Origin of the sequence: Pseudomonas chlororaphis, assembly GCF_001921865.1 — a bacterium.
Lineage (GTDB): Bacteria > Pseudomonadota > Gammaproteobacteria > Pseudomonadales > Pseudomonadaceae > Aquipseudomonas > Aquipseudomonas chlororaphis_D.
Map to the genome: position 1 here is coordinate 80,863 of NZ_MSCT01000011.1, position 26,392 is coordinate 107,254.

At 65.7% G+C, this 26,392-nt stretch carries 23 protein-coding genes; 10 read left to right on the plus strand and 13 right to left on the minus strand.

The window, feature by feature from the left end; genetic code table 11:
* Position 1 precedes the first annotated feature (1 nt).
* Together BTN82_RS15295 and BTN82_RS15300 are read left to right on the plus strand one after the other, a co-directional pair.
* Positions 2–1,393, plus strand: a complete 1,392-nt coding sequence (locus tag BTN82_RS15295) for an aldehyde dehydrogenase family protein (protein WP_075119965.1) — start codon at positions 2–4, stop codon at positions 1,391–1,393.
* Between the two features lie 298 nt (positions 1,394–1,691).
* Positions 1,692–2,168, plus strand: coding sequence for a hemerythrin domain-containing protein (locus BTN82_RS15300; protein ID WP_075119966.1), 477 nt, complete (start codon positions 1,692–1,694; stop codon positions 2,166–2,168).
* 96 nt (positions 2,169–2,264) lie between these two features.
* Here the strand turns inward: BTN82_RS15300 and BTN82_RS15305 are convergent, their stop codons facing one another.
* Both BTN82_RS15305 and BTN82_RS15310 read right to left on the minus strand, forming a co-directional pair.
* Positions 2,265–4,229: a PAS domain-containing sensor histidine kinase gene (locus BTN82_RS15305; protein WP_075119967.1), complete on the minus strand. Its 1,965-nt coding sequence runs from the start codon at positions 4,227–4,229 to the stop codon at positions 2,265–2,267.
* Between the two features lie 489 nt (positions 4,230–4,718).
* A complete protein-coding gene (locus BTN82_RS15310; RefSeq protein WP_075119968.1) occupies positions 4,719–7,769 on the minus strand; it encodes an FAD-binding and (Fe-S)-binding domain-containing protein in 3,051 nt (1,016 codons plus the stop codon).
* Positions 7,770–7,929: 160 nt separating this feature from the next.
* On the opposite strand from BTN82_RS15310, the gene BTN82_RS15315 reads away from it, so the two are divergent.
* Positions 7,930–8,832, plus strand: a complete 903-nt coding sequence (locus BTN82_RS15315; protein WP_075119969.1) for a LysR substrate-binding domain-containing protein — start codon at positions 7,930–7,932, stop codon at positions 8,830–8,832.
* Positions 8,833–8,865: 33 nt separating this feature from the next.
* On the opposite strand, the gene BTN82_RS15320 is transcribed toward BTN82_RS15315, so the two are convergent.
* Positions 8,866–9,096, minus strand: coding sequence for a hypothetical protein (locus BTN82_RS15320; RefSeq protein WP_075119970.1), 231 nt, complete (start codon positions 9,094–9,096; stop codon positions 8,866–8,868).
* Positions 9,097–9,420: 324 nt separating this feature from the next.
* Between BTN82_RS15320 and BTN82_RS15325 the strand changes: the two genes are divergently transcribed.
* From BTN82_RS15325 to BTN82_RS15355, 7 genes are all read left to right on the plus strand, one after another.
* A complete protein-coding gene (locus tag BTN82_RS15325; protein WP_261792980.1) occupies positions 9,421–10,737 on the plus strand; it encodes an S-type pyocin domain-containing protein in 1,317 nt (438 codons plus the stop codon).
* 13 nt (positions 10,738–10,750) lie between these two features.
* Positions 10,751–11,212, plus strand: coding sequence for a DUF6392 family protein (locus BTN82_RS15330; RefSeq protein ID WP_261792981.1), 462 nt, complete (start codon positions 10,751–10,753; stop codon positions 11,210–11,212).
* Positions 11,213–11,239: 27 nt separating this feature from the next.
* On the plus strand, positions 11,240–11,713 hold the full coding sequence (locus tag BTN82_RS15335; RefSeq protein WP_075119973.1) for a DUF6392 family protein: 474 nt from the start codon (positions 11,240–11,242) through the stop codon (positions 11,711–11,713).
* A 165-nt stretch (positions 11,714–11,878) separates the two neighbouring features.
* A complete protein-coding gene (locus BTN82_RS15340) occupies positions 11,879–12,262 on the plus strand; it encodes a c-type cytochrome (protein ID WP_075119974.1) in 384 nt (127 codons plus the stop codon).
* Positions 12,263–12,743: 481 nt separating this feature from the next.
* Entirely contained in the window at positions 12,744–12,980 is a 237-nt protein-coding gene (locus tag BTN82_RS15345) for a thioredoxin family protein (protein ID WP_075119975.1), read from the plus strand.
* A gap of 123 nt (positions 12,981–13,103) precedes the next feature.
* Entirely contained in the window at positions 13,104–13,964 is an 861-nt protein-coding gene (gene focA / locus BTN82_RS15350) for a formate transporter FocA (protein ID WP_075119976.1), read from the plus strand.
* Between the two features lie 94 nt (positions 13,965–14,058).
* Positions 14,059–15,498 (plus strand): catalase, encoded by a 1,440-nt coding sequence (locus BTN82_RS15355; protein ID WP_075119977.1) that lies wholly within the window; start codon positions 14,059–14,061, stop codon positions 15,496–15,498.
* Positions 15,499–15,614: 116 nt separating this feature from the next.
* Here the strand turns inward: BTN82_RS15355 and BTN82_RS15360 are convergent, their stop codons facing one another.
* From BTN82_RS15360 to BTN82_RS15405, 10 genes are all read right to left on the minus strand, one after another.
* The gene (locus BTN82_RS15360; protein WP_075119978.1) at positions 15,615–16,055 is read right to left on the minus strand and encodes a CBS domain-containing protein; all 441 of its coding nucleotides are present in this window, start codon (positions 16,053–16,055) and stop codon (positions 15,615–15,617) included.
* Between the two features lie 92 nt (positions 16,056–16,147).
* Complete coding sequence (nirD, locus tag BTN82_RS15365) at positions 16,148–16,525, minus strand: nitrite reductase small subunit NirD (RefSeq protein ID WP_075119979.1); 378 nt, start codon at positions 16,523–16,525, stop codon at positions 16,148–16,150.
* Complete coding sequence (gene nirB, locus BTN82_RS15370) at positions 16,525–19,086, minus strand: nitrite reductase large subunit NirB (protein WP_075119980.1); 2,562 nt, start codon at positions 19,084–19,086, stop codon at positions 16,525–16,527. The genes nirD and nirB overlap by 1 nt, the downstream gene beginning before the upstream one ends.
* A gap of 345 nt (positions 19,087–19,431) precedes the next feature.
* A complete protein-coding gene (locus BTN82_RS15375; RefSeq protein WP_075119981.1) occupies positions 19,432–20,049 on the minus strand; it encodes an RraA family protein in 618 nt (205 codons plus the stop codon).
* The gene (locus BTN82_RS15380; RefSeq protein ID WP_075119982.1) at positions 20,046–20,825 is read right to left on the minus strand and encodes an IucA/IucC family C-terminal-domain containing protein; all 780 of its coding nucleotides are present in this window, start codon (positions 20,823–20,825) and stop codon (positions 20,046–20,048) included. Before BTN82_RS15380 ends, BTN82_RS15375 begins: the two co-directional genes overlap by 4 nt.
* Positions 20,822–21,613 (minus strand): ABC transporter ATP-binding protein, encoded by a 792-nt coding sequence (locus BTN82_RS15385; RefSeq protein ID WP_075119983.1) that lies wholly within the window; start codon positions 21,611–21,613, stop codon positions 20,822–20,824. The genes BTN82_RS15380 and BTN82_RS15385 overlap by 4 nt, the downstream gene beginning before the upstream one ends.
* Positions 21,614–21,623: 10 nt before the next feature.
* Positions 21,624–22,655 (minus strand): FecCD family ABC transporter permease, encoded by a 1,032-nt coding sequence (locus BTN82_RS15390; RefSeq protein ID WP_075119984.1) that lies wholly within the window; start codon positions 22,653–22,655, stop codon positions 21,624–21,626.
* Positions 22,648–23,637 carry a FecCD family ABC transporter permease gene (locus BTN82_RS15395; RefSeq protein ID WP_075119985.1) on the minus strand — a complete coding sequence of 330 codons (990 nt, stop codon included), beginning with the start codon at positions 23,635–23,637 and terminating at the stop codon, positions 22,648–22,650. Before BTN82_RS15395 ends, BTN82_RS15390 begins: the two co-directional genes overlap by 8 nt.
* Entirely contained in the window at positions 23,634–24,527 is an 894-nt protein-coding gene (locus tag BTN82_RS15400) for an ABC transporter substrate-binding protein (protein ID WP_075119986.1), read from the minus strand. The genes BTN82_RS15395 and BTN82_RS15400 overlap by 4 nt, the downstream gene beginning before the upstream one ends.
* Complete coding sequence (locus tag BTN82_RS15405) at positions 24,520–26,388, minus strand: IucA/IucC family protein (RefSeq protein ID WP_075119987.1); 1,869 nt, start codon at positions 26,386–26,388, stop codon at positions 24,520–24,522. Before BTN82_RS15405 ends, BTN82_RS15400 begins: the two co-directional genes overlap by 8 nt.
* Between the last annotated feature and the right edge of the window lie 4 nt (positions 26,389–26,392).

Below are 26,392 nucleotides of genomic sequence, written 5' to 3' on the forward strand. Positions count from 1 at the left end.
CATGACCCCGGTTTCCAGCCAGACCCACGCCATTTCCATCAACCCCGCCAGCGGCGAACAGCTCGCCCACTACCCTTACGAATCCGCCGCGCAGCTGGATGCCGCCCTCGCCCGGGCCGCCGCGGGCGCGGCCTTGTGGCGCCGCAGCGAACTGCAGCAACGCACCGCGCTGCTGCTGGCCCTGGCCAAGGCCTTGCGCGACAACGCCGAGAACATGGCCCGTCGCATCACCCTGGAAATGGGCAAGCCGATCGTCCAGGCCCGCGGCGAGATCGAAAAATGCGCGCAACTGTGCGAGTGGTACGCCGCCGAAGGCCCGGCCATGCTCGCCCCCGAACCGGCCGCGGTGCCGAACGGCAAGGCGCGGATCGAGTACCGGCCGCTGGGCCCGATCCTCGCGGTGATGCCGTGGAACTTCCCGATCTGGCAGGTGCTGCGCGGCGCCGTGCCGGCCCTGCTCGCCGGCAATACCTACGTGCTCAAGCACGCGCCGAACGTCATGGGCAGCGCCTACCTGCTGCTCGAGGCCTTCCAGCGCGCCGGCTTCCCCCAGGGTGTGTTCGAGGTGATCAACGTCACCCCCGACGGCGTCTCCCGGGCCATCGCCGACCCGCGCATCGCCGCCGTGACCCTCACCGGCAGCGTGCGCGCCGGGATCGCCATCGGTGCCCAGGCCGGCGCGGCGCTGAAAAAGTGCGTGCTGGAACTGGGCGGCTCCGATCCCTTTATCGTGCTCAATGACGCCGACCTGGACGCCGCCGTGCAGGCCGCGGTGATCGGCCGTTACCAGAACACCGGGCAAGTCTGCGCCGCGGCCAAGCGCCTGATCGTCGAGCAAGGGGTGGTCGAGGCCTTTACCGAGAAATTCGTCGCCGCCACCCGCCTGCTGACCGTCGGCGACCCGCTGGCCAACGACACCTACATCGGCCCGATGGCGCGCTTCGACCTGCGCGACGAGCTGGACGAGCAGGTCCAGGCGACCCTCGGCGAAGGCGCGACCCTGCTGCTCGGCGGCGCCAAGGCCGAAGGCCCGGGCAACTTCTATCAGCCCACGGTGCTGGCCGGCGTCACCGACCGGATGACCTCGTTCAAGCAGGAACTGTTCGGCCCGGTGGCGTCGATCATCACCGCCCGCGATGCGCGGCACGCCCTGGAACTGGCCAATGACAGCGAATTCGGCCTGGCCTCGACGATCTACACCCGCGACGTCGCGCTGGCCGAACGCCTGACCGCCGAGCTGGACACCGGCGGGGTGTTTATCAACGGTTATTGCGCCAGCGATCCGCGGGTGACCTTCGGCGGCGTGAAGAAAAGCGGCTTTGGCCGCGAGCTGTCGCACTTCGGCGTGCGCGAGTTCTGCAACGCGCAGACGGTGTGGCTGGATCGCAACTGACTGATTGTCAGGGTTGCCGTGCGGCCTATCGCGAGCACGCTTCGCTCCTGCATAAGAACCCTGTGTTCTTGTCGGAGCGAGGCTTGCCCACGATGGCTGTCAGCCCGCCACCGCAGAATGCAAGATCCGGCACGCACGGCCATGCAGCTTGCACGAAGGCGCGAGCGGTCGGCCGGCTGCAGGCCATTGATTTGCCTGGCGTCCGGGCGTATCGCCAGGCTGGCACGGGCGATGCAACCTGAGGGGTAACCGGGACGCCATCGATGCGTCCGTTTACCGTGACCGCAGAGGCCCCCCCATGAACGCCATCGACCTGTTGCTCGCCGACCACAAACGCGTCAGGAACCTATTGACCCAACTGAGCGAATCCACCGAACGCGGCATCAAGAAACGCACCGACCTGGTGAACAAGCTCGAAGCGGAACTCGCCGTGCACACCCGGCTCGAAGAACAGATTCTCTATCCGGCGTTCAAGAAAGCCGGGGGCAAGGCGCAGCAGGTGATGTACCACGAGGCCAAGGAAGAGCACCGCACCGTCGACTCGCTGGTGCTACCGGACCTGAAGGACACCGATCCCTCGACCGCGGAATTCTCCGGGCGGGCCAAGGTGGTCAAGGAACTGCTCGAACACCACATCGAAGAAGAAGAGCGCGAGATGTTTCCCCAGGCCCGCAAGCTGCTGGGCAAGGCCGCCCTGGAGCAACTGGGCGCGGAAATGGACGAGCTCAAGAGCGAATACAAGAAAGCCATGAGTGCCTCGCACCTGGCCGCCTGACACCCTTCCCTCGCCTGGCGAGCCGTTTGCTCGCAAGCCCGGCCGCGCGCCGGGCCTTTTATATCCGAGGATGGGTGGGCACGGTCTGGCTCGAGTTCAACCGGTTGTCGGCGCACTGGCGGCGTCCGTGGCCCCATCCTTGAAACCGGCCAACGCGTGGGCCAGTACTTCCACCAGTTGCAACTGGGTATAGGGCTTGGACACCCGCGGCAAAACCGCCGCCAGGCCCTCCAGGCGCTGGGCGTAACCGCTGGCGAGGACGATCGGCAGGTGCGGGCGCAACTGGCGCACGGCGCTCGCCAACTGCCCGCCGTCCATGACCGGCATCGCCAGGTCGGTGATCATCAGGTCGATCGCCGGGTGTTCCTGGAAGCATTGCAGCGCCTGGGCGCCGGACATCGCGCACAGCACCCGATGCCCAAGGTCCTCGAGCAGCAGCGTGGTGCTGCTCAGCACCAGGCTGTCGTCGTCGACCACCAGGATGCACAAGGGCTGCGGCGCCGCTGCCGCCTCGCTGTCCCGGGCCGGCGCCACGCGTAGCGCCTGGGTCGCCAGGGGCAGCCACAACTCGGCCCGGGTGCCCTGCCCCGGGCGGCTCGAAAGAATCAGCCGGCCGCCCAGTTGCTCGGCCAGGCCATGCACCATCGACAAGCCAAGGCCGGTGCCCTTGCCTACGCCCTTGGTGGTGAAGAACGGATCGGCCGCACAGGCCATGGTCTGCTCGTCCATGCCTTCGCCGTCGTCGATCACGCACAGGCGTACGTAGCGCTCATGGGGCAACGCCAAGCCGCTGGCCTGGCGGCCGTCGCAGAGCTCGGCCCGAAGTTCGAGGGTGCCGCCGCCCGGCATGGCGTCGCGGGCATTGGTCGCCAGGTTGAGCAGCGCCAGTTCCAGCTGGTTGACGTCGGCCTGGACCGTCGGCAAGCCCTCGGGCAGATCGGCGAGGATCGTCACCTGGGGCCCCAGCGAACTGCGCAGCAGGCCGCTGAGGTTGCGCACCAATTGCGCCAGGGCCACCGGTTCGGTCTTCAGTTCCTGGCGCCGGGCGAAGGCCAGCATGCGCTGGGTCAGCGATACCCCGCGCTCGGCGCCGAGCACGGCGTTGTCCAGCAGCCGGGCGAGCTTGGGGTCGTCGCCAGTGCGCTTGCGCGCCAGCTCCAGGTTGCCGAGGATCACCGTCAGCAGGTTGTTGAAGTCATGGGCGATGCCACCGCTGAGCTGGCCGATGGCGTGCAGCTTCTGCGACTGGAACAGCGCCTCGCGGGCAATCTCCAGCTCCTTCTGGGCCTGCAGCGCCTCGCTGATATCGCGGGTGACCTTGGCAAAGCCCAGCAGCTCGCCGGTATCGCTGCGGATCGGGTCGATGATCACATGGGCCTGGAACTGCGTGCCGTCCTTGCGCACCCGCCAGCCTTGCTTCTCGAAACGCCCCTCGCGAGTCGCCGCCTCCAGCGCCTTGGCCGGCTCGCCGGCGGCGCGGTCTTGCTCGGTGTAGAAGCGCGAAAAATGCGCGCCGATGATTTCCTCCGGCGAGTAGCCCTTGATCCGCTGCGCGCCGAGGTTCCAGCTGCTGACCCGGCCGTTGGGGTCGAGCATGTAGATGGCGTAGTCGGTGACGCTCTGCACCAGCAGGCGGAACTGCTGCTCACTCTGCTTGAGGATTTCCTCGGCGATCTTGCGTTCGGTCAGGTCGCGGGTGATCTTGGCGTAGCCCAGCAATTGCCCCTGGGCATCGCGGATCGGGTCGATCACCACATGGCACCAGAACCGCGTGCCGTCCTTGCGTACCCGCCAGCCTTCGCCCTCGAACCGCCCTTCGGCCAGCGCGGTGTCCAACGCCCGCTGCGGCAAGCCGGCCCGGCAGTCTTCGGGGGTGTAGAAGCAGGAAAAATGCGCGCCGAGGATTTCCGCCTCCTGATAGCCCTTGAAACGCCGGGCCCCGGCGTTCCAGCTGGTGACGATACCCTGGGGATCGATCATGTAGATCGCATAGTCGACCACCGCCTCGACCAACAGGCGAAAACGGTCCTCGTCCAGAACTTTTCGGGGCTGATCGGCCATGTCGGTTTCCACCAGGCTGTTTTTCTACAGGAGATTAGCCGGCCCTGGCGCGAACCGGGCGAGCGCTTTGAGCAGACCATCGGATCTGTCAGGGGCGATAAACGACCTGAAAGTTGGACAGTGCCCCAGCACCAATCGATCCCTTGCCCCACGCAATCCCTGTAGCCGCTGCTGCAGGCTGCGCACGAGCGCGCAGCGCTCGCTAAAACCAGCGCCGCGATTATCCAGGCAGATCGCGGACTCAGGTTTTGCGGCCGCTACGCGGCCGTACGCAGCCTCGCAGGCTCGGCAGCGGCTACACGCGATCCTGTAGCCGCTGCTGCAGGCTGCGCACGAGCGCGCAGCGCTCGCTAAAACAGACGCTCCGGTTATCCAGGCAGTTCGCGGATTCAGGCTTTGCGGCCGCTACGTCGGAATGCCGCCCAAACCGTACGCAGCCTCGCAGGCTCGGCAGCGGCTACACGCGATCTTGTCGCCGCTGCCGTCCGATCAGGCCGTATGGGCGCGTTTGCGCAGGTGTTCCAGCAGAGCTTGCAGTGGATGTTGCAGGCCCCGCCCCTCTTGGCGCTTGACCTGGCTGCGGCAGGAATAGCCGTCGGCCAGCAGCCGTCCGCCCGGTGCGTGGTGCGCCACCAGCGGCTGCCACGATTGCTGGTAGATCACCTGCGAGGTCGCCAGGTTGCGCGCCTCGTGGCCGTAGGTGCCGGACATGCCGCAGCAACCGCTGGCCAGTACCTGCAACTTCAGGCCCAGGCGGGCGAACACCTGCTGCCACAGGCCGATGCTCGCCGGTTCGTTGGTCTTCTCGGTGCAATGCGCCAGGAACTGATACAGCTCGGCCTCCGGCGTCGACCCGGCCGCGGCCTCGGGCAACACCCGGGCCAGCCATTCCTGGGGCAGCAGCACCTCGGGGGCCTGTCCGGCGCCGAGGGTCTTGCGGTATTCCTGGCGGTAGACCAGGGTCATCGCCGGGTCGAGGCCGACCAGGGGCACGCCGCTGGCCTGCAACTGCAACAGCGATTGCGCGTTGTGCCGCGCGGCCCGGGCGAAGGCGCCAAGGAAACCCTGGACCTGCAACGGCTTGCCGTTGGGCGCGAACGGCGCGAGGTAAACCTGGAAGCCCAGGCGCTCGATGAGCTCCAGCCATTCGGCCGCCAGCGGCGTTTCAAAAAAACGGGTAAAGGCGTCCTGCACCAGCACCACGCTGCGCTGGCGCTGCTGCGCGGACAGCGCCGCCAACTGCGCGGCGTTGGCCATGCGTACATTGCGCCGGCGGCACACCGCGTGGAAATCCAGGGTGCTGAGCAACGGGCTGTCGACCATCCCCGCCAGGCGCTCCAGGGCCCGACTCACCGGCGCCGCCGACATCAACGCGTTGTACAGCCGCGGCAGCCGCGCCAGGTACGGCACGCTGAATTCCAGGGAGCCGATCAGGTAATCCTTCATCGGGCGCAAGTAACGCCCGTGGTACAGCTCGAGAAAGCGCGAACGGAATTCCGGCACATTGACCTTGACCGGGCACTGCCCCGCGCAGGACTTGCACGCCAGGCAGCCGGCCATGGCGTCGTACACCTCATGGGAGAAGTCTTCGCGGCCGCCCAGCCGGGCCAGGCTGTTGTAGACACGCCGCCCCAGGTTGGACAGGCGCGCGCCACCGCCGCTCAGCACATCCACCCCCTGCTCGCCCTGCAAGCGCAGCCATTCGCGAATCAGCGAAGCGCGACCCTTGGGCGAATGGATGCGGTTGCGGGTGGCTTTCCACGACGGGCACATGGCGTCGTCCGGGTCGAAGTTGTAGCAGGCGCCGTTGCCGTTGCAATGCAGGGCGCTGTCGTAGCTCTGCCAGACGCGCTCGTCGATGGTGCGGTCGAGTTCGCCGCGCAGCACCACTTCGTCGACCCGGGTCAGGCGCGCCTGCGGCACCGTGGCCGGGGTGGCGATCTTGCCCGGGTTGAGCTGGTTGAACGGGTCGAACGCCGCCTTCAAGGCCTGCAAGGCCGGGTACAGCTCGCCGAAATAATCCGGCACGTACTGCGAGCGCAGGCCCTTGCCGTGCTCGCCCCACAGCAGGCCGCCGTGCTTGTGGGTCAGCGCCGCCACCGCATCGGAAATCGGCCGGACCAACGCCGCCTGCGCCGGGTCCTTCATGTCGAGGATCGGCCGCACGTGCAGCACCCCGGCGTCGACGTGGCCGAACATGCCGTAGTGCAGGCCGTGGCGGTCGAGCAGCGCGCGGAACTCGAGGATGTAGTCCGCCAGGTTCTCCGGCGGCACCGCGGTGTCTTCGACGAAGGGCTGCGGCCGCGCCTCGCCCTGGACGTTGCCCAGCAGGCCCACCGCGCGCTTGCGCATGGCATACACCTGGTTCACCGCCTGGGCGCCGACGGCCAGGGTGTGGCCCAGGCGCACCACCGAGCTGTCCTGCTGCAGATGGCGAACGAAGGCGTCGACCCGCTGCTCCAGTTCGTCCAGGTCGTCGCCGCTGAATTCGATCAGGTTGATGCCCAGGGTCTGGGTCTCGGCCTGCTCGGGGAAATACTGCGCCACGCCGTGCCAGACGATGTCCTGCATGGCCAGCATCAGCACCTTGGAATCCACGGTCTCGATCGACAGCGGCTTGAGCGCCATCAGCGCCTTGGCATCGCGCAACGCGTCCATGAACCCGGCGTAACGCACGTTGACCAGGATCGAGTGCTTGGGAATCGGCAGCACGTTCAACCGCGCCTCGACGATAAACCCCAGCGAACCCTCGGAGCCGCACAGCACGCTGTTGAGGTTGAAACGCTGCGGGCCTTCGCGCAGGTGCGCCAGGTCGTAGCCGGTCAGGCAGCGGTTGAGCTTGGGAAAGATCGCCTCGATCAGCCCGGCCTGGCCGTCGGCGATGCCCTGGGCGCAGCGGTAGACCGCGCCGATACGGTCGCTGCGCGCGGCTTCTGTGTGCAATTGCCGGTTGTCGATCGAGGCCGTGTCCAGGCGGCTGCCATCCAGCAGCACGGTGCTCAGTTGCAAGACGTGGTCGCGGGTCTTGCCGTAGGTGCAACTGCCCTGGCCGCTGGCGTCGGTGTTGATCATGCCGCCGACGGTGGCGCGGTTCGAGGTCGAGAGCTCCGGGGCGAAGAACAGGCCGTGGGGCTTGAGGGCGGCGTTGAGCTGGTCCTTGACCACCCCGCTCTGCACCCGCACCCAGCGCTCCTCGACATTGATTTCGAGGATGCGGTTCATGTGCCGCGACAGGTCGACCACGATGCCGTCGGTCAGCGACTGGCCGTTGGTGCCGGTGCCGCCGCCGCGCGGGGTCAGCACCACCGAGCGGTGTTCGGGCCGCGCCGCCAGGGCCGCCAGTTGCTCGACGTCCGCCGCGTCCCGAGGAAAAACAGCGGCCTGGGGCAGGCGCTGGTAGATCGAATTGTCGGTGGCCAGCACCGTGCGCAAGCCCAGGTCGCGGGCGATCTCGCCCCGAAAACCGCCGGCGGCCAGGGCATCGAGAAAACCTTGGTAATGGGCCAACAGGTCGCGTTCGGGGGCAAGCGGAGCAATCATCGAAAAGCATTCCAGGCAAAGAAATGGCCCGTAACCGCATGCAAAACACGTATGCTTGCGCGCAATCCAGGGGCCATGAAAAAGGCGATAAGTCTTATTTTCCGCTGCCTGCGCCCCGCAGACAAATGTATTTCCCGTGACATTTGCATGAGTTTTATGAATGAACCCGAGACGCCTTACCCCGTCGATGTCGGTGTTGGTGGCCTTCGAGGCCGCGGCGCGCCATGGCAGTTTCACCAAGGCCGCCGAAGAGCTGGCCCTGACCCAGAGCGCGGTCAGCCGCCAGGTCCAGGCCCTGGAATCGCTGCTGGAAGTGCCACTGTTCAGCCGCGACGGCCGGCATATCGAGCTGACCGCCGCCGGCGCCCTGTACCACCACGAGCTGGCGGCGGCCCTGGCGCGGATCCGTAACGCCACCTTGCAGACCATCGCCCACAAGGCCGGCGGCGGCCCGCTGCACCTCGCGGTGTTGCCGACCTTCGGCTCGAAGTGGCTGCTGCCGCGCATGCAGGATTTCTACGCCCGCCACCCGGGCACCCTGGTGCACATCCACTCGCGCATTGTCACCAGCGACCTGTCCAAGGACACCGCCGACATGCACGCGATCCTCTGCGCCGGCACCGGCCACTGGCCTGGCTACGAGGCCCATCGGTTGCTCTCGGAAAAACTCACGGTGGTGGCCAGCCCCAGGGCCTTGCCCGAGCACGCCTCGATGACGGTCGCCGAGGTAGCGCAGCAACTGCTGTTGAACGTGGTCTCGCGCCCCGCCGCCTGGCCCGAATGGTTCGAGCACAACGACCTGCACGCGCGGGCGATGCGGATGGGGCCGGGGTTCGAGCTGACCGCGCACCTGATCCAGGCGGTGGTCGCCGGCATCGGCATCGGCCTGGTGCCGCGCATCCTGGTGCAGGACGAAATCCACAGCGGCGAGCTGGTGGCGCTGTTCGAGCCGGTAGACAGCGGGCGCGGTTATTACCTGGCCTACCCCACCCGCTATCAGCACCTGCCGGCGTTGCAGGCGTTCAGCCAGTGGCTGCTGTCGATTCCCTTTCCTGACAGCTGACGCCCCCGGCCCCAGGGATTTGGCAGGGCCGCCTCAGTCGATGGGGCCGATATTGATCGAGCGGTCGCCGCCCAACCCGGGCACCCGGGCCAGCACCGCCACCGGCGTGGCCGCGGAAAACTCGACCACATAACCCATGCCGCTGCCGTCTTCCTCGACGGTGAGCACCCAACGCGCCACCTCGTCGGGGTTCAGGCTCAGCGCCTGGGCCATGCGGCGCTGGCGGCGCTCCTCGAGCGTTTCGTCCTGGGCGTAGTCGTTCATCGGGTTCGACCTCCGGCAGATGACAACCTGCGCGAGCCGGGAACGGCCCTCGCACTGGCTGTGAAAACCATTGTCGGCAAAAGTTGAGTCGGGCTCGGCGCGCTGTGACGAACGGCATCGCCCAGCCAACAGCGAATTTTCCTTCAAGCCTTTCAGAAAGGGCCTAGAGAGTTGCGCCCCGGCGGCGCCTTAGCATCCGTGTCTGCTCAAAAACGCCGAGGCCGCGCATGCGTTTGCCGACATGCACTGACTGACATGCACCTAGTGAAAAGCTCCGATCGGGGCGCTCGCAACGCCGAAGATCCCTATCTCGCGGAACCCCGGGTGCGCGCCGCCTTGCAGCGCGACCGCTCCAGCCTCGAAGGCCTGGATCAGCTGCTGCACGATCACTACAGCATCAGCAGCGAGCGCGACATCCTGGCGGCCGTCAGGAACGGCGACTGGGTACTGCTCAGCGACAGCCCGGCCGCGACAGGCAGCCTGGTTTGCCCGGCGCCCGAACCAGATCCGGTCTACCTTCAGGACGATCGCTGGCCCGCACCCACACCCCGCACCGAGCGCGTCTTCGCCAAGTCCGTCGACACCGCGCCCTGGGGCACCACCCAGGCCGGTAGCGCCAGCGAGCCAGCAGCCCATTTCGGCAAGACCATGCTCCTGGCCGCCTCCACGGCCGACACCGGACTGGGCAGGATCGCCGGCGACCTGATCCTCAGAAGCTTCGCCTGGTCCCTGGAAATGGCCGGGACCACCCTCAAGACCGCCGGCGGGCCGCTGGGCCAGGTGCTGATCCTGGCCATGACCCCGACCCTGCTCGGCGACGACACCTTCTACAGCGAAGAGCAACTGCACGACCTGCGCGCCGCCAGTACCCGGGTGCGCTTCCAGTTCCGCCGCGACGGCCAGGGCGCGCTGCAGGTCTACGGCCTCCACACCAGCGCGCAATCGGGACAGGACTCGGTGCCGGTGGTCAAGGCCGACTGGAACGCCGACCGCAGCGCCCTGCAGGCCCACCTCGGCACGCTCACCATCACCTGGACGCCCAACAACGGCCCGGTGGTGACCGCGCCCACCCCCTACCCGGGTGTGACCGACGAGCTGGCCAGGATCATGGTCCACCCCATCGAGGAAGGCGGCGACAGCCAACTCCAGGGCGCGCCCATCGACGAACTGAAGGTCGAGGATTGCATCGTCACCTTCCCGCCGGGCAGCGGCCTCAGGTCGTTGTACCTGGTCTTCGCCAAACCGATGGTCAACCCATTGGAGGTCGGGCCGGCGAATGATCTTGCCAGCAGGAGCGCGAGGGATGGGTTGGATATTGATCACATACCGTCGCAGGCAGCGCTGAGAGTTTTCTTGAAAGCAAACAGTCCTCGTATAACTGAGAACCAACTAAACACCGCCCTGCGAAAGGCTCCAAGCATTGCAATTCCACGCAAAGTGCACCAAAAGTACAGCGAGACATATGGCGGCAGAAACACGAAACCCCAGCAGGCCAGGGATGCGGCCAACCTGCGCGGAGCGGTGGATGCCAATCTAGATACCATCAAGCCCTTCTTGCTAGAAGAAGGCTTCACCGACGAGCAGATCGAAAAGGCGCGCAGCGACCTGCACTATCTTCATCAGGAACAAGGCTGGTATTGATATGAACGCAGCAATGATCGATGACCTGGTTAAATGCCTTGGCCGCTCCTATTCCGAAATGATTGCCACCGGAATGTATCTTCCCGGCGAGCCTCCGAAAGGTATGTTTGAGGATGTCGACACCATGGCCATGTGGCCGATGGCAGGTATTGAACTTGAGTTTTGGGCCAGCACTCAGCGCTTTGAAGCCTTGTATATCTCCCTGCAAAAGAGCTTCCCCGAGGAGTCAATCTATAAGGGAAACTTGCCCTACCAACTCATACCAAGGATGAACCAAGACTGGGTTAGATCCCGGTTTGGCCCACCATTGGAATCAGGAGCCCCCTATAGAATCCCGGTACTAGGCATGACAGGCGGATGGGATATTTATCGTATCCCTGGCATTCCAAAAAGCACTCAAATAGTTTTTAAGTACAACATTGAAATGAACGTGGAAATGGTGGTATTCGAGTTAAATGAAAAATCACACACTTAGTTCCACTGACACACAACAGCTATCGATATGAACGCTGCAGTACTTGATGAATTTATTAAGAACCTCGGGTGCACTTACCCCGAGTTGATCGCCTCTGGAATGTATCTTCCCGGAGGTCCACCAACAGGTATTTTCGAAGACAGCAACACCTTATCGATGTCGCCTGAACCTGGCATAGAGCTGGAGTTCTGGGCCAGTAACGAGCGGTTTGAAGATTTATTCATTACCTTCCTCGAAACGTTTCCCGGAAGGCCAACTTACAAAGGGAGTCTTCCCTATCAGCTTAAAACCAGGATGAGCCAGAGCTGGGTCAGATCGCAATTCGGTGAGCCTCTGGAGTCGAAGGGGCCATACAAAATCCCGGTACGAGGATTGGTAGGCGGTTGGGAAACCTATCGATTTCCGGGCATATCCAAGAGCATCAATGTGTTGTTCAAATACAACATTGAAATGGACGTAGAAGGAATCGTCTTCAGGCTGAACGAAAAATCCCACACTTAGGGTCTGCACGAAAAGTCGGCGAGCGAAGGTAATGCATTTGCTCCAACGCTTTCCAGGCCAGCGCGAATCGCGTACAACGCAGCAGCGACCGCTGGCTCTTTGCCAAGCCGAGTGGCGCCCCGGGGTTTGCCCTCGATTCGGATCGGACGTCCACAACAAGAACCCATGAAAAAAATCAAGCCATTGCTCATCGCTTCGCTAGGGATCCTGCCGCTCGTTCACACCTCGATAACGCTCGCTGAGAACAATGGGAAAACGCTCTATTCACAGCGATGCGCCATGTGCCATGGAGCGGATATCAAGGGAACGGGCCCCCTGGCCAATAAAAGCAACCCGCCCACACCCGACCTTACGACCCCCGCGTTCAAAAAACGCCTGAATGAGTATCCGGGCGTTATCGTCTCGTCGATCATCCTTCGCCCCAATGGCGACCTGATTCCAAGAACCTTGCGCGAGAACGGCGTAAAGCTGGCGCCGCATGCCTGGACCATCCAGGACCTGCGCGATTTGAATCAGTACATGAATGGCGTGATTGCAAAAAATCGATGATCTCTGCGAGGTTTCGGCCTGTGCCGCACCTGCCGTTTCCATCGAACACTGCGTGCCGAGCCCTTCTGCGGCCTGACCCAACAGCGGACACCTGAACCGCCCAGGCCTGGGCACCGCGCCCTTCTCGACGCCCTGCCCGCTGCCACGGACGCTGTCCCGATCCGCCAATAACCGCCCCCGCCCGCGCTTGCCTCCTGGCACCGAATTCGAGCGGCGCCTGAAAAACCAGCGGCCTGCGGACGGCAGCCCGTGCCTTGAAAGCATTCCCCCCGCCCTGCTGGTCGGCCTGGCGATCGTCGCACGCCCTGGTAAACAGCCCCGGCAGTCACGGCTCCCCCGCGCGCTCGCCTGAGCGAAAACTAGTATCGATTCAAAATTACATTGACAAGAGAATACGGTCAGGCGAGATTATGGTATCGAATCGAAACCATGATTCGTCTTAACCGGCCTTTGCCGAAGTCCCCCCTGTTGGAGAGCCATCATGAAATCTGAAGCCGTTTTTTATCACGCAGGCTGTTCGGTGTGTGTCAGTGCGGAACAGCAGTTCGTCACCGCCCTGGATCCACAGCGCTATCACGTTGAAGTCGTGCACCTGGGCGATGCCAAAGAGCGCGTGGCCGAAGCTGAGCGCTGCGGCGTGAAGTCCGTCCCGGCCCTGGTTATTGACGGACAGGTGTTCCACATCAACTTTGGCGCGGGCATCGACGTCCTGCGTTGATTCATTTGCAGGGTGCCGTCGCACGGCGCCCTGCACTCCCTATCGCGGTACGCACCCCCGCTAAAAACGGATAGACCGCTGGATCCGCGAGTCAATATTTAAACGTCCAGAGTGACAGTCGATATGAAGACAGACAGTCCCTTCGCCCTGCTTCTGCCTCCCGCAATGGCGCAATTCGCCGAAGATGCCGGCGTCTATAAAGCCACCAAGCAACCCTTGAAAACCTTTTACCTGGCAATCATCGCCGGGGTGTTCATTTCCATCGGCTTTGTATTCCATATCACCGCCACCACCGGTATCGCCGGCCACGCCTGGGGGTTGTCCAGGCTGGTGGGCGGCATCTGCTTTTCCATGGGGTTGATGCTGGTCGTCGTCTGCGGCGCGGACCTGTTCACCTCCAATATTCTCAATGTGATCGCCAAAGCCAGCGGCCGCATCACCTGGGGGCAATTGGCCAGGAACTGGCTGAATGTCTATGTCGGCAACCTGATCGGGGCCTTGTTCTTCGTCGCGCTGATCTGGTTCTCCGGCCAATACATGGCAGCCAACGGCCTGTGGGGGCTGAATGTGCTGCAAACCACCAGCCACAAGTTGCACCACTCTTTTATCGAAGCGGTTTGCCTTGGCATCCTGGCGAACCTGATGGTGTGCATGGCGGTCTGGATGAGCTACTCCGGTCGTAGCCTGACCGACAAGATGCTGGCCATTATCTTGCCGGTGGCCATGTTCGTCGCCAGCGGCTTCGAACACTGTATCGCCAACATGTTCATGATCCCCATGGGCATTGTCATCAAGCACTTCGCCAGCGCCGAATTCTGGAATGCCGTGGGCGCGACGCCCGAACAATTCGCCCACTTAACCGTCGACAACTTTATTTTCGACAATCTTGTCCCCGTCACCCTGGGCAACATCATTGGCGGAGGTTTACTGGTCGGCCTGACTTACTGGGTGATTTATCTGCGAGCCCCCGACAGGCAGCGCTGACCCCCAAAGCCCTGCGCGGACTGGCCGCCACCCGGCCCTGCTCCCCCTGTTTCCTGTTCTGTCTGTGTCACACCCAAACCGATGAGGAATCGCTATGAAAAAGTTGACTACCGCCTTTGGCGCTCCAGTCGTCGACAATCAAAACATCCAGACCGCCGGCCCCCGAGGCCCTGCACTGCTGCAAGACATCTGGCTGCTGGAAAAAATGGCGCACTTCGATCGCGAAGTGATTCCCGAGCGCCGCATGCATGCCAAGGGCTCGGGGGCGTTCGGCACCTTTACCGTCACCCGGGACATCACCCGCTACACACGGGCGAAGCTCTTTTCCGAGATCGGCAAACAGACCGAGATGTTCACCCGCTTCTCCACGGTGGCCGGCGAACGCGGCGCGGCCGATGCCGAGCGCGACATCCGTGGCTTCGCCATGAAGTTCTACACCGAAGAAGGCAACTGGGACCTGGTGGGCAACAACACTCCAGTGTTTTTCCTGCGCGACCCGCTGAAGTTTCCCGACCTCAACCATGCGGTCAAACGGGACCCGCGCACCGGCATGCGCAGCGCGGAAAACCAATGGGATTTCTGGACCCAACTGCCCGAGACCCTGCACCAGGTCACCATCATCATGAGCGACCGTGGCCTGCCCCGTACCTGGCGCCATATGCACGGCTTCGGCAGTCACGCCTTCAGTTTCATCAATGCCGAGAACGAACGGTTCTGGGTCAAGTTCCACCTGCGCACCCAGCAAGGCATCGAAAACCTTACCGATGCCCAAGCCCAGGAACTGATCGGGCGGGACCGCGAATCGCACCAGCGCGACCTGTATGAGTCCATCGAAAACCGCGACTTCCCGCGCTGGACGCTGTTTGTACAAATCATGCCGGAACAGGACGCCGGCACTTATCACATCAACCCCTTCGACCTGACCAAGGTCTGGCCGAAAGCCGATTACCCGCTCATTGAAGTGGGCGTCATGGAGTTGAACCGCAACCCCGAGAACCATTTTGCCGATGTCGAGCAGGCGGCGTTCTCCCCCGCGAATGTCGTACCCGGCATTGGTTTCTCTCCCGACAAGATGCTGCAGGGGCGCCTGTTTTCCTATGGGGATACGCAACGCTACCGCTTGAGCGTTAACTTCCAGCAGATCCCGGTGAATGCGCCCAGAGGCGCAAGGCAAGTGAACAGCTACCACCGGGACGGGCTCATGCGGGTCGACGCCAACGCCGGAGGCACCATCGCCTATGAACCCAACACCCGCGGCGAATGGCAGGAACAGCCGGACTTCCATGAGCCGCCCCTGACCCTGGAGGGAGCCGCGGGGCACTGGAACCATCGGTTGGACCCCGATTATTTCTCCCAACCCGGAGCGCTGTTCAGGAAGATGTCGCCGGCGCAGAAACAAGCCTTGTTCGATAACACCGCGCGCGCCCTGACAGGCGTATCCGCGCCTATCCAGCAGCTGCATATCGAGCACTGCACCAAGGCCGACCCGGAATATGGCCAGGGCGTGCGCCAGGCGTTGCACGCCTGTCAATAACCCTGAAGGCAATGCCCGCACGGCCCCCGGGGCAATCGGAAAGCATCGCGCTTTCAAGGCTGACGGTTGACTCGGGGGCACACCTGAAATCTTCGGTGTGCCCGCCCACACCCCCTTCAATCCCCGCGAATATAGCCCTCCAACTGGCGGATCAGGCTCGCCTGCTCGACAATCGCTTCCTTCACCAGATCGCCAATCGACAGCAGCCCGATCAGTTGCTCGCCCTCCAGCACCGGCAGGTGGCGCAGGTGGCTGTCGGTCATCACGGCCATGCAGCGTTCGATGCTGTGCTGGCTGTCGGCGGTGATCACCGGGGCGCTCATGATGGCGCGCACCGGGGTGCCCACCGACGAGCGTCCCTGCAGCACCACCTTGCGTGCGTAGTCGCGCTCGCTGATAACGCCGATCACTTGCCCGCCTTCCATCACCGGCAGCGCGCCGACGTTTTTCTGCGCCATCATCCGTAGCGCTTCGAGCACCATCTGCTCCGGGCCGATGCTGTGCACCTGGCGGTGTTCCACGGCCTTCAATTTCAGCAACTGGGCGGCGGTTTTCATGGGCGTCTCCGATTCCTTGGGTCGAGCAACAGGGGCCGGCTCCGCGCCACGAAGCGCGGCGGCCGGTAGTGATCAAGGATGAACAAGGCGGCTTATTGCACACCAATCTCCACCACATCGCCGCGCAACCGCGCCGGCCAGGTGCGCAGGCGTTGCTCCGGGTATTCCAGGCAACGGCCGTCGGCCAGGCGAAAGTGCTGCTTGTACAAGGGCGAAGCGATCACCAGCTCATCCTTGATGCAACCCACCAGGCCGCGGCCGATGACGTTGGCGCCGGATTGCGGGTCGTGGTTGTCGATGGCGTAGAGGGTCTGCGGCGCGGCGTCGGGCAGGTAGATCAGCGCCACCTGGGCGCCGTCGTGCCACACCACCACGCCGCTGTGGCTGACCAGGTCCTGGCGGGTGCAGACGGCCTGCCACCGCGGTTCGGATTGCTCATCGATACGTTGCGGGCTTGGCGACAGGCTCATCAGAGCACCTCCTGGGTGACGGGGATCAGGTTGAGTTCGGCGGCCATGATCGGCCGGCGCTGGCCGCGCTCCTGGACGAAATGGATGTCCGGGTCGGGGCGCTGGTCGTTGACGAAGGTGCGGAAGCGTTTGAGTTTGTCCGGGTCCTTCAGGGCGTTGGCCCATTCGCATTCGTAGCGGTCCACCACCAGCTGCATCTGCGCTTCCAGCTCGGCGCCCAGGCCCAGGCTGTCGTCGATGACCACCGCCTTGAGGTAGTCCAGGCCGCCCTCCAGGCTCTCGCGCCAGACCGAGGTGCGTTGCAGGCGGTCGGCGGTGCGGATGTAGAACATCAGGAAGCGGTCGATGTAGCGGATCAGCGTCTGATCGTCGAGGTCGGTGGCGAACAGTTCGGCGTGGCGCGGGCGCATGCCGCCGTTGCCGGAGATATAGAGGTTCCAGCCCTTCTCGGTGGCGATCACGCCGACGTCCTTGCTCTGCGCCTCGGCGCATTCGCGGGTGCAGCCGGACACCGCGAACTTGAGCTTGTGCGGCGAACGCAGGCCCTTGTAGCGGTCCTCGATCAGCAGGGCCATGGCCACGCTGTCCTGCACCCCGTAGCGGCACCAGGTGCTGCCCACGCAGGATTTCACCGTGCGTGTGGACTTGCCGTAGGCGTGCCCGGTCTCGAAACCGGCGGCAATCAGCTCGGCCCAGATCTCGGGTAACTGGTGCAGCTGGGCGCCGAACAGGTCGATGCGCTGGCCGCCGGTGATCTTGGTGTACAGGTCGTACTTCTTCGCCACCTGGCCGATCACGATCAGCTTGTCGGCGGTGATCTCGCCGCCGGCGATCCGCGGCACCACCGAGTAGGTACCGTTCTTCTGCATGTTGGCCATGAAGGTGTCGTTGGTGTCCTGCAGCGGCACCAGCGCCTGGTCCATGATCGGCTGGTTCCAGCACGAAGCGAGGATCGAACCCACCGCCGGCTTGCAGATATCGCAGCCGACATGGCCGCGGCCGTGCCTGGCCAGCATCTCGTCGAAACTCAGGATGCCCTCGACCCGCACCAGGGCGTACAGCTCCTGGCGGGTATAGGCGAAGTGCTCGCACAAGCTCTTGTCGACGCTGACGCCGCGGGCGATCAGTTCGTGCTCGAAGACCTGCTTGAGCAGCCCGGCGCACCCGCCGCAGCCGGTGCAGGCCTTGGTCTGCACCTTGAGCTGGCCGAGCTCGGCACAGCCGCCGTCGATGGCCGCGCAGATCGCGCCCTTGGTCACGTTGTGGCAGGAGCAGACCGTGGCCGACTCGGGCAAGGCGCCCGGGCCCAGGGTCGGCGCGCCGGCGCTGGACGGCAGGATCAGCCCCGCCGGTTCAGCGGGCAAGGCGATGCCGTTCTGCAGGTATTGCAGCAAGGTGTCGTAGTAGCTGTTGTCGCCCACCAGCACCGCGCCCAGCACCTGCTTGCCGCTGGCGTCCACCACCAGGCGGCGGTAGCTGGCCGTGGCCTCGTCGATGAACTGGTAGCTGCGCGCGCCCGGGGTCAGGCCCTGGGCGTCGCCGATGGAACCGACGTCCACCCCCAGCAGCTTGAGTTTGGTCGACAGGTCCGCGCCCATGAACGGCTCGCCGGCGTCGCCGCACAGTTGCCCGGCGACGCTGCGGGCCATCTGGTAACCCGGGGCCACCAGGCCGAAGACACTGCCGTTCCAGCTGGCGCACTCGCCGATCGCGTAGATGTGCGGGTCTTCGCTCAGGCACTGGTTGTCCACCGCCACGCCGCCGCGCGGGCCGACCGGCAAGCCGCAGTCGCGGGCCAGGGCGTCCTGGGCGCGAATGCCCGCGGAGAACACGATCAGGTCGGTTTCCAGGAAGTCGTCGCCGGCGAAGTTCATCCGGTAGCGGTACTGCTCGCCGGCGCTGATCGACTGGGTGCCCTTGCCCAGGTGCACGCCGACGCCCAGGGCCTCGATCCGTGCCTTCAAGGCCCGCCCGCCCTGCTCGTCCAGCTGCACCGGCATCAGCCGCGGGGCGTACTCCACCACGTGGGCTTCCAGGCCCAGGCTCTTCAAGGCGTTGGCCGCTTCCAGGCCCAGCAGCCCGCCGCCCACCACCACGCCTCGGCGGGCATTGCCGGCGGCGGCGCGGATCGCGTCGAGGTCTTCCAGGGTGCGGTAGACCAGGCGCGAATCGCCCTCCGCGCCTTCGATCGGCGGCACGAACGGATAGGAACCGGTGGCCAGCACCAGCTTGTCGTAGTGCACGGGGCCTGCGGCGGTGAACACCTGGCGGTTGGCCCGGTCGATGCCCAGCACCGCCACGCCCAGGTGCAGGGTCAGGCCCGGGGTCCGGTACAGCGCGGCCTCGCCCAGGGCCAGGGACTCGGCGTCGCGGCCGGTGAAGTACTCGGACAAGTGCACCCGGTCGTAGGCGCGCATCGGCTCTTCGCTGAAGACGTGCAGCCGGTAGTGTTCCAGGGCGCCGCGCGCCACCAGCTGTTCCACGCAGTGGTGCCCGACCATGCCGTTGCCGATCACGATCAGGGTTTTGTGTGTGTTCAAAGGGGCAACAATGGCATTCATAAATAGCACCCGACCCAAGCCAATCACGGTTTTTTTCAAGCAAAAAAAAGCGCCTGAAACCTCACGGTTCCAGGCGCCTTTGCCTGTTCGTCTGTTGAAATCCCCCCGGGCCTGCCGGCCACTCGATCGTCGTTGACCGAGGGGGTTGCCCACGTCATGCGCGGTGGGCCTTGCCAGGGGTATAGCAGCCTTTGTGCCAAGGCCTGGCGATCAGCCTGAAAGCCCCGCCAGGCGCGGCTTACAGCGCTCCAGCCCGGTGCCGCCGCAACGCGGCGAAGGTTGCCAAAGCGCCTTGGTCTGGTGCAAGCGCGCTGCCGTCGCGCTTTATAAAAGTGCAGCGCGGCGTCATCGACCCCGTGCCGCCAGACGCTGGACAAACGCCGCCCGGCGCTCGCGGTCCAGCGTTTCCTTGGCCAGCAACTCCGGGAGCAGCGCCTCGGCCCGCTGGCCGTCGAGAATGTACACCCCGTCGTCGTCGCCCAGGGCGATATCCCCCGGCTTGACCTCCACCCCGGCGATCCGCACCGCGCCGTTGACCTCGCCTTGCTGGCCGATGCCGCGGGTGGTGTAGGCGCTGGCCCCGCGGCTGAACACCGGCAGACGATGCTCGCGCAACGCCGCGACATCGGTGACCGCGCCCTCCACCACCACCCCGGCCAGGCCCTTGATCAGCCCGGCCAGGGTCCGCAGTTCGCCCCAGCAGGCGCATTCCCGGTCGCCCACGCACTCGATCACCAGCACGTCCCCCGGTTCGGCCAGCAGCAGCGCATCGCGCAGAATGCTGCCGTCCGGGGCGAAGACCCTGGCCGTGACCACGTTGCCGAGCAGGCGCAGCCCGTCGAACAGCGGGCGGATGCCGCGCAGGTAGCCGGCGTCGCCGAAATGCCCGAGGGTCGAGGCCGAGATGCCCCGGTAGTGGTCGAGCAAGGCGGCGCTGGCGACGTGTTGGCGGGGGGCGATCATCGGCATTTCCTCGGGCGCAGCAGGGGGCAGGTCGAGCAGTACTCGGCCGGGTCGGTGGCTTCGTAGTAGAAGCAGCAGGTGCGGCGAAAGCGGATACTCTTGCCCTCTTCTATCGGCGTCGGCGGCCGGCGAAAATGCCGCAGCGGGTTGTAGTCCAGGCCAAAGAGCCGCGGCTCGGCCTCCTCCAGCAACCAGTGAAAGTCGGCTTCATGACGCAAGCGAACCAGGGGGTCGTCGACCTTGCCCATGCGTTTTTCGTACAGCGAATACACGCGCACCGCGGTGTTTTCCCAGAGGATGCGCCGGGAAATGCCGCTGACCCGGTTGAAGACTTGCCACAGCGGTGCGAGCACGCCGGCGAACAACGACTCGACAATCGCCGCGCGCCAGGCCTCGCGTTCGCCCGCGGCATAGCCCTGGGGCGCCCGGTCCGCCAGCGGCATGGAGGAGGTCCACACGCCGTCGTCGTGGCCGTACTCGAGCACGCAGTCGTCCAGCGACAGCAGCAGGCCCTGGTCGCACACCGACATGGCGTACAGGCAGGCGCCGGTGGCCAGGAAGGAAAAACGCTTGGCCAGCAGCGACGCGGTGATCGCCCGGGTCGGCGAGCCGATCACCGGGCCCAACTGGTCGAGCAGCTCGAGGCACGCCGGCTCGTCGAGCAAGGCCCGGGGGCTGCGCGAACGTTGCCGGTCGCGTTGCGCCAGGGGCTTGAGCCGCAGCGCCCCGCTCAGCACCGCCCAGTCGTGCGGCGCGAACGCCGCTTGCAGGCTCATCGCGGCAACTCCCGGCCAAAGGGAATGCACAGCGGCGTGCCGAAGAACGGGTCTTCGATGATCCGGCAATTGAGGTCGAACACCTGCTTGACCAGGGCTTCGGTGAGGATGTCCGCCGGGCGGCCCTGGGCGAACGCGGTGCGCTGGTGCACCGCGACCATATGGTCGGCGTAGCGGCAGGCCAGGTTGAGGTCGTGCAGGACCATGACGATGGTCTTGCCCTCCTGGCGGTTGAGGTCGCGCAGCAGGTCCAGCACCTCGATCTGGTGCGCCAGGTCGAGAAAGGTGGTGGGCTCGTCGAGCAGCACGATCTCGGTGTCCTGGGCCAGGGTCATGGCGATCCACACCCGCTGGCGCTGACCGCCGGACAAGGCGTCCACCGGCCGCTCGGCCAGGGCCTGCACCCCGGTCTGGCGCAGCGCGCGCTCGACCATGGCCTCGTCCTGCGCCGACCATTGCTGCATCCAGTTCTGGTAGGGATAACGCCCCAGGGCCACCAGCTGGCGCACGCTGATGCCTTCGGGCGCACTGGGCATCTGCGGCAGGATCGCCAGCTCGCGGGCCACCGCCGCGGTGGAGCGGCGCTGGATGTCCGTGCCGTTGAGAATCACCGAGCCCTGCTGCGGCTTGAGCAGCCGCGCCAGGGACTTGAGCAAGGTGCTCTTGCCGCAGCCGTTGCTGCCGATCAGCACCGACACCTGGCCGGACGGCAGTTGCAGGTCCAGCCCGTCGATAATCACCTGGCGCTGATAGCCCAGGGTCAGTTGATGGGTCGCCATCGAGGCCATCAAAAATTCCTTAATGCCGCTGGTTGATCAAAAGATAGAGAAAGAACGGCGTGCCCAGCACCGCGACGAAGATCCCCGCCGGCAGGTCCAGCGGCAGGAACAGGGTCCGGCCGATCAGGTCGGCCAGCACCACCAGGTTGGCGCCGATCAGCGCCGCCATCAGCGCCTGCCCGGCAAACCCCGGGGGCACCAGGCGCTTGGCAATGTGCGGGGCGATCAGGCCGACGAAGGCAATCGCCCCGCCCCAGGCCACCGCCGCCCCGGCCAGGGCCACGCTGACCAGCAGCAGGCCGGCGCGCAGCCACTGCACCCGCACGCCGATGCCCTGGGCCAGGGCGTCGTCCAGTTGCTGCACCCGCACCTGGCGGGCCAGCCACGCCAGCAGCGGCAGGATCGCCAGCAACCAGCCGGCCAACGCCCGCGGCTCCGGCCAGCTGGCGCCGTAGACGCTGCCGGTGAGCCAGACGTAGGCCGACAAGGTGGTGGTCAGCGGGCTGAACACCAGGATGAAGGTGGTCACCGCGGTCAGCAGCGCCGACACACCGACGCCGATCAGCACCAGGCGCAACGGCGAGGTGCCCTGCTTCCAGGCCAGCAGGTAGATCGCCAGCGCGGCCAGCGCAGCCCCGGCCATGGCCGCCAGCGGCAGGAAGCGCGGCCCCAGGGCCAGGGCGAAGAACGACAGGTAGAGCACCGCCGCGGCACTGGCGCCACTGGTGATGCCCAACAGGTCCGGCGAGGCCAGCGGGTTGCGGATGATGCTTTGCAGGATCAGCCCGGACACCGCCAGCGCCGCGCCGACCAGGGCCGCCAGGGCCAGCCGCGGCAGGCGCAGTTGCTCGACGATCAACAGCAGGCGCGGATCGCCGCCGTGCCACAGCAGCTCCAGCACGGTCAGCGGCGACAGGTTGAGCGTGCCCAGGGACAAGGCGCCGAGCATCACCAGCGCCGTCAACGCCAGGGCCAGCATCAGCCGCCACAGGGTCGCCAGCTCGATGCGCCGCGAGAAGCCGGTGCTGCGCAGGGTCAGGGTCTTATGCATAACGACCTCCGCGGCGCGCCAGGAAAATAAAGAACGGCGCGCCGAACAGCGCGGTCATCACCCCCACCGGCACCTCCTGGGGCAGGATCACCAGCCGGCCCAGGGTGTCGGCCAGCAGCAACAGGGTCGCCCCCAGCACCGCGCAGCCCGGCAGCAGCCAGCGATGGTCGATGGACAGGCCCTTGCGCACCATGTGCGGCACCAACAGGCCGATGAAACCGATGCTGCCCGCCAGCGCCACCGCGCTGCCGGCCAGGCCGACGATCAGCACGCTCATCAGCCAGCGGACCCGCCCGGTGCGCTGGCCCAGCCCGACGGCGATGGATTCGCCGGCGTTGAGCACATTGACTTGCCCGGCCAGCAACAAGGCCCCGAGCAAGGCCAGCGCCACCCCCAGCAACAGCGGCGCGGCCAGGGCCAGCTCGCGTTCGGACAAGGAACCTGCGAGCCAGAACAGCACGGTGTCCAGGCCCTCCTCGTTGACCACCAGCAAGGCCTGGCTGAAGGCGGAAAACAGCGCGGTGATCGCCGCCCCGGCCAGCACGATGCGCAGCGGGTTGAGGCTGCCCTGGCCGCGATTGCCGATCAGCCACACCAGGCTGCCGGCCAGCGCGGCGCCGATAAAGGCGCACCACAGCCACTGGTTCATCGACGACAAGGCAAACAGCGACGAACAGAGAATGATCGCGAAAGTCGCCCCGGCATTGACCCCGAACAGCCCCGGCGAAGCCAATGGGTTGCGGGTCAGCGCCTGCATCAGCGCGCCGGCCACCGCCAGGCTGGCGCCCACGGCGATCGCCATCAGGGTGCGCGTCAGCCGGGTGCCGACAATCAACTGCTGGCCAGCGCTCAGGCTGTCCGGTTGCAGCAGGCCCTGGAGCAACTGCGCAGGGGCGATCCAGGTCGCCCCGGCCGTCAGGCTCAGGCCGGCGCAGCACAGCATGAATAACAAGGCCACTGCCAGCTTCCAGCCACGGCTCATGAGGACGCCACCACGCGGGCAATATCGTCGAGCATCAGGTTGGCGCCGAGGATACCGCCGGAGAAACTCCAGGCGATGCCGTCGACGCGCCACACCTGGCCCTCGCGTACCGCGCGCAATTGCTGCCAGAACGGATAGTGCACCAGCCGTTCGAAATTGCGCTGCACCGCCGGGTTGTCCGCGCGCTGGAAAACGAAAAACAGGTCGGCATCGACCACGGGCAAGCTCTCTTTGCTGGTGAGTTTGAGGTAGGTGCCGCGGGCTTCACGGGCCACCGGGTTCCAGGCGAAGCCCAGTTCGCTGAGCACCGAGCCGGCGAAGCTGCCGGGCAGGTAGCAGCGGATATGGTCCTCGCGCACGTCCAGCACCGACACCGTCAGCGGCCAACGCCCGCCCAGGTGCGCCTGCAATCGTTCGCGCAACTGCGCCACACGCTGCTGCCATTGGCCCAGCAGGCTGCTGGCCTGCTGCTGGCGGTTCAGGGCCGCGCCCATCAGCGCCAGGGTGCGCTTGAACTCGAACACCTCTTCGAGCATCAGCACCGTGCCGATCCGTTCCAGCAGCGGCGCGATGCGCTGGTGGCGAAAGCCGGATGCGACGATCACGTCCGGCGCCAGCAGCACGATGTCCTCCAGGCTCGGCTGGGTTTCCAGGCCGACATGGGGGACATTCGCCAGCGCCGGACGCAAATAGCGGAAGGTCGGTTTCTCGCTCGCCGACTCGACCACGCCGCAAGGCGTGACCCCGAGGGCCACGGCGCTGTCGCTGGCGCCCTGGAACAGGGTCACCACCCGCAGCGGCTCGGCACGGGCGATCCCCGGCACCGCCAGCAACCCCAGGGACAGGCGCAACAGCGTGCGCCGGCAAGGATGGAATGCCGGGTCAGGCATCCGCGGCCAGCCGCTGGAACGGGTTGACCACTTCGCCCTTGCCGAACGGCATGCTGCCCGGGCCGCCGGCGCGTTCGATCATCGGCGTCAGCAGCAGTTTCTGCGGCCAGCGTGGGGCCTCGAACAGCTGATGGCGGATCAGCGCCCGCGCCGCGTCGTCGAACTCGATGCTCTCCAGCAACCCGTCCAGCACGTCGCGCAAACGGCCCCACAGCGCGGTGACCGGCATCTGGTAGACCTGGGCCAGGGTGTCGATGATCGCCCGCACGTTGACCTGGATCGCCAGGGTCTGCAGCCAGAACAGCAGGTCCTCGGGACGCTGGTGGTACAGGGTGTTGGCGTGGCCTTTCTTGATCCGGTACTCGGGGTCGGCCATGCCGTTGCGCTCCAGCCACGGCACGAAGATGCGCAGCGAATCGTGGTCGCGCAGCAGCAGGCCCTGGGCCTGGCCGGCCTTCCACACCAGCACCGCGTTCTGCCCGTGCACCTCGCCGAGCATGCCCAGGCGGAACATCCGCAGGTTGACGTCGAAGAAACGCTGGCACAGCTCGCCGAACAGGGTCAGCACCGACGCCGGGGTCGCCGGCAGTGCGCGGTACTGCATCCACTCATCGAAGAAGTGCCGGTCGCTGCCAGGCAACGGCGTGCCCAGGGCGGCCATCGGCAGCAGGCGGCACTCCGGGTCGTCGAGCAGCGCCTGCGGGTAGCCGCGGACCATCGCCGACAGGTGCCGCGGCGCCTCGTCGAACAGGGTCGCCTGGGGCGGCATAAAGGCCCACCACTTGCTCTCGTCGCACAGGTGCAGGCTCTGCTCCAGCACCGGGTCGAGGCGCCGTACCTGATGCAGCAGCGCTTCGCTGAGGCCGCCGTTGATCATCTTCACCGCCGGCAGGTAACGCGAGGCGCCCAGGGAATAGATGGCCATCGGCAGCTTCAGGTAGTCGGCGCTGGCGAAGCACGGGGTCATCGAACGCAGCGACGAGGTGGCGAACACCGTGGCCTCGCTGAAGTCCAGGCGCTGGCAGTCGCCGCGGGCGAAAGCTTCGCCCAACTGCGCCTGCAACACATGCTCGAACTGCCACGGGTGCACCGGCAGCGCCACGTGGCTGGCGTCGATGCCGCGCGCGTGCAGTTCCGCGGCCAGCCGCGCCTGCAAGGCCTCGGGCAACAGGTAGCGCGCCGGGTACACCTGCTCCAGGTCGTCGACGCCCGCGCCGCCCTGCAGCAGGGTCTTGCGCACCGCCACCCAGTTCAGCGCCACCGGCTGGGCGAACTCGGCCTGGTACTGCTGGTACTCGGCCTGCAACAGGCCCTGCTTGGCCTTGGCCAGCGGGTGGTACGGCCGGTCGCGCAACGAGGCCCACTGCTCCATGGTGCGGAAAAAGGTCGCGCCGTCCTGGGCCATCAGGTCCTGGTGGTCGACCCGGTGCTCCAGGGACAAGGCGGTCTGCCAGACGCTGATATGCAGTACTTCGAGGAACAGCGTGAGGCCCTTTTCGTTGTCCTGGAAACGCGGCCCCATGCCGGTGAACACCCGCTTCATGAACTCCACCGGGCCCAGGACGGTCCAGCGCTGCTCCTGGCGGGCCAACACCGGGGTGCCCGGAACTTTTTCCCATTGCTGGGTGATGCCCGGGCGCAGGGCGATGCTGACGAAGCGCTGTTCCTGGGCGTCGCAGCACCATTCCCAGAGGCGTTCGCCGGTAGCGGCGCTCTCCAGCGCCGGCGCCTCGGGATGGGCCTGGCGCCATTGGCCGGCCGTCAGCAGCGGCAAGGGCTCGCGGCCAAAGAAGTCTTCGGCGAGCAGGCAGTCGATCAAGTCCTGCATCACCAGTTGCGCGGCCAGGGTCGTGACGTTCATCGGA

Bases quoted from the DNA above. Each gene is read 5' to 3' on its own strand.
- BTN82_RS15295 (WP_075119965.1), top strand. From the start codon at position 2: ATGACCCCGGTTTCCAGCCAGACCCACGCCATTTCCATCAACCCCGCC.
- BTN82_RS15300 (WP_075119966.1), top strand. From the start codon at position 1,692: ATGAACGCCATCGACCTGTTGCTCGCCGACCACAAACGCGTCAGGAAC.
- BTN82_RS15305 (WP_075119967.1), bottom strand. From the start codon at position 4,229: ATGGCCGATCAGCCCCGAAAAGTTCTGGACGAGGACCGTTTTCGCCTG.
- BTN82_RS15310 (WP_075119968.1), bottom strand. From the start codon at position 7,769: ATGATTGCTCCGCTTGCCCCCGAACGCGACCTGTTGGCCCATTACCAA.
- BTN82_RS15315 (WP_075119969.1), top strand. From the start codon at position 7,930: ATGAACCCGAGACGCCTTACCCCGTCGATGTCGGTGTTGGTGGCCTTC.
- BTN82_RS15320 (WP_075119970.1), bottom strand. From the start codon at position 9,096: ATGAACGACTACGCCCAGGACGAAACGCTCGAGGAGCGCCGCCAGCGC.
- BTN82_RS15330 (WP_261792981.1), top strand. From the start codon at position 10,751: ATGATCGATGACCTGGTTAAATGCCTTGGCCGCTCCTATTCCGAAATG.
- BTN82_RS15335 (WP_075119973.1), top strand. From the start codon at position 11,240: ATGAACGCTGCAGTACTTGATGAATTTATTAAGAACCTCGGGTGCACT.
- BTN82_RS15340 (WP_075119974.1), top strand. From the start codon at position 11,879: ATGAAAAAAATCAAGCCATTGCTCATCGCTTCGCTAGGGATCCTGCCG.
- BTN82_RS15345 (WP_075119975.1), top strand. From the start codon at position 12,744: ATGAAATCTGAAGCCGTTTTTTATCACGCAGGCTGTTCGGTGTGTGTC.
- focA (WP_075119976.1), top strand. From the start codon at position 13,104: ATGAAGACAGACAGTCCCTTCGCCCTGCTTCTGCCTCCCGCAATGGCG.
- BTN82_RS15355 (WP_075119977.1), top strand. From the start codon at position 14,059: ATGAAAAAGTTGACTACCGCCTTTGGCGCTCCAGTCGTCGACAATCAA.
- BTN82_RS15360 (WP_075119978.1), bottom strand. From the start codon at position 16,055: ATGAAAACCGCCGCCCAGTTGCTGAAATTGAAGGCCGTGGAACACCGC.
- nirD (WP_075119979.1), bottom strand. From the start codon at position 16,525: ATGAGCCTGTCGCCAAGCCCGCAACGTATCGATGAGCAATCCGAACCG.
- nirB (WP_075119980.1), bottom strand. From the start codon at position 19,086: ATGAATGCCATTGTTGCCCCTTTGAACACACACAAAACCCTGATCGTG.
- BTN82_RS15375 (WP_075119981.1), bottom strand. From the start codon at position 20,049: ATGATCGCCCCCCGCCAACACGTCGCCAGCGCCGCCTTGCTCGACCAC.
- BTN82_RS15380 (WP_075119982.1), bottom strand. From the start codon at position 20,825: ATGAGCCTGCAAGCGGCGTTCGCGCCGCACGACTGGGCGGTGCTGAGC.
- BTN82_RS15385 (WP_075119983.1), bottom strand. From the start codon at position 21,613: ATGGCCTCGATGGCGACCCATCAACTGACCCTGGGCTATCAGCGCCAG.
- BTN82_RS15390 (WP_075119984.1), bottom strand. From the start codon at position 22,655: ATGCATAAGACCCTGACCCTGCGCAGCACCGGCTTCTCGCGGCGCATC.
- BTN82_RS15395 (WP_075119985.1), bottom strand. From the start codon at position 23,637: ATGAGCCGTGGCTGGAAGCTGGCAGTGGCCTTGTTATTCATGCTGTGC.
- BTN82_RS15400 (WP_075119986.1), bottom strand. From the start codon at position 24,527: ATGCCTGACCCGGCATTCCATCCTTGCCGGCGCACGCTGTTGCGCCTG.
- BTN82_RS15405 (WP_075119987.1), bottom strand. From the start codon at position 26,388: ATGAACGTCACGACCCTGGCCGCGCAACTGGTGATGCAGGACTTGATC.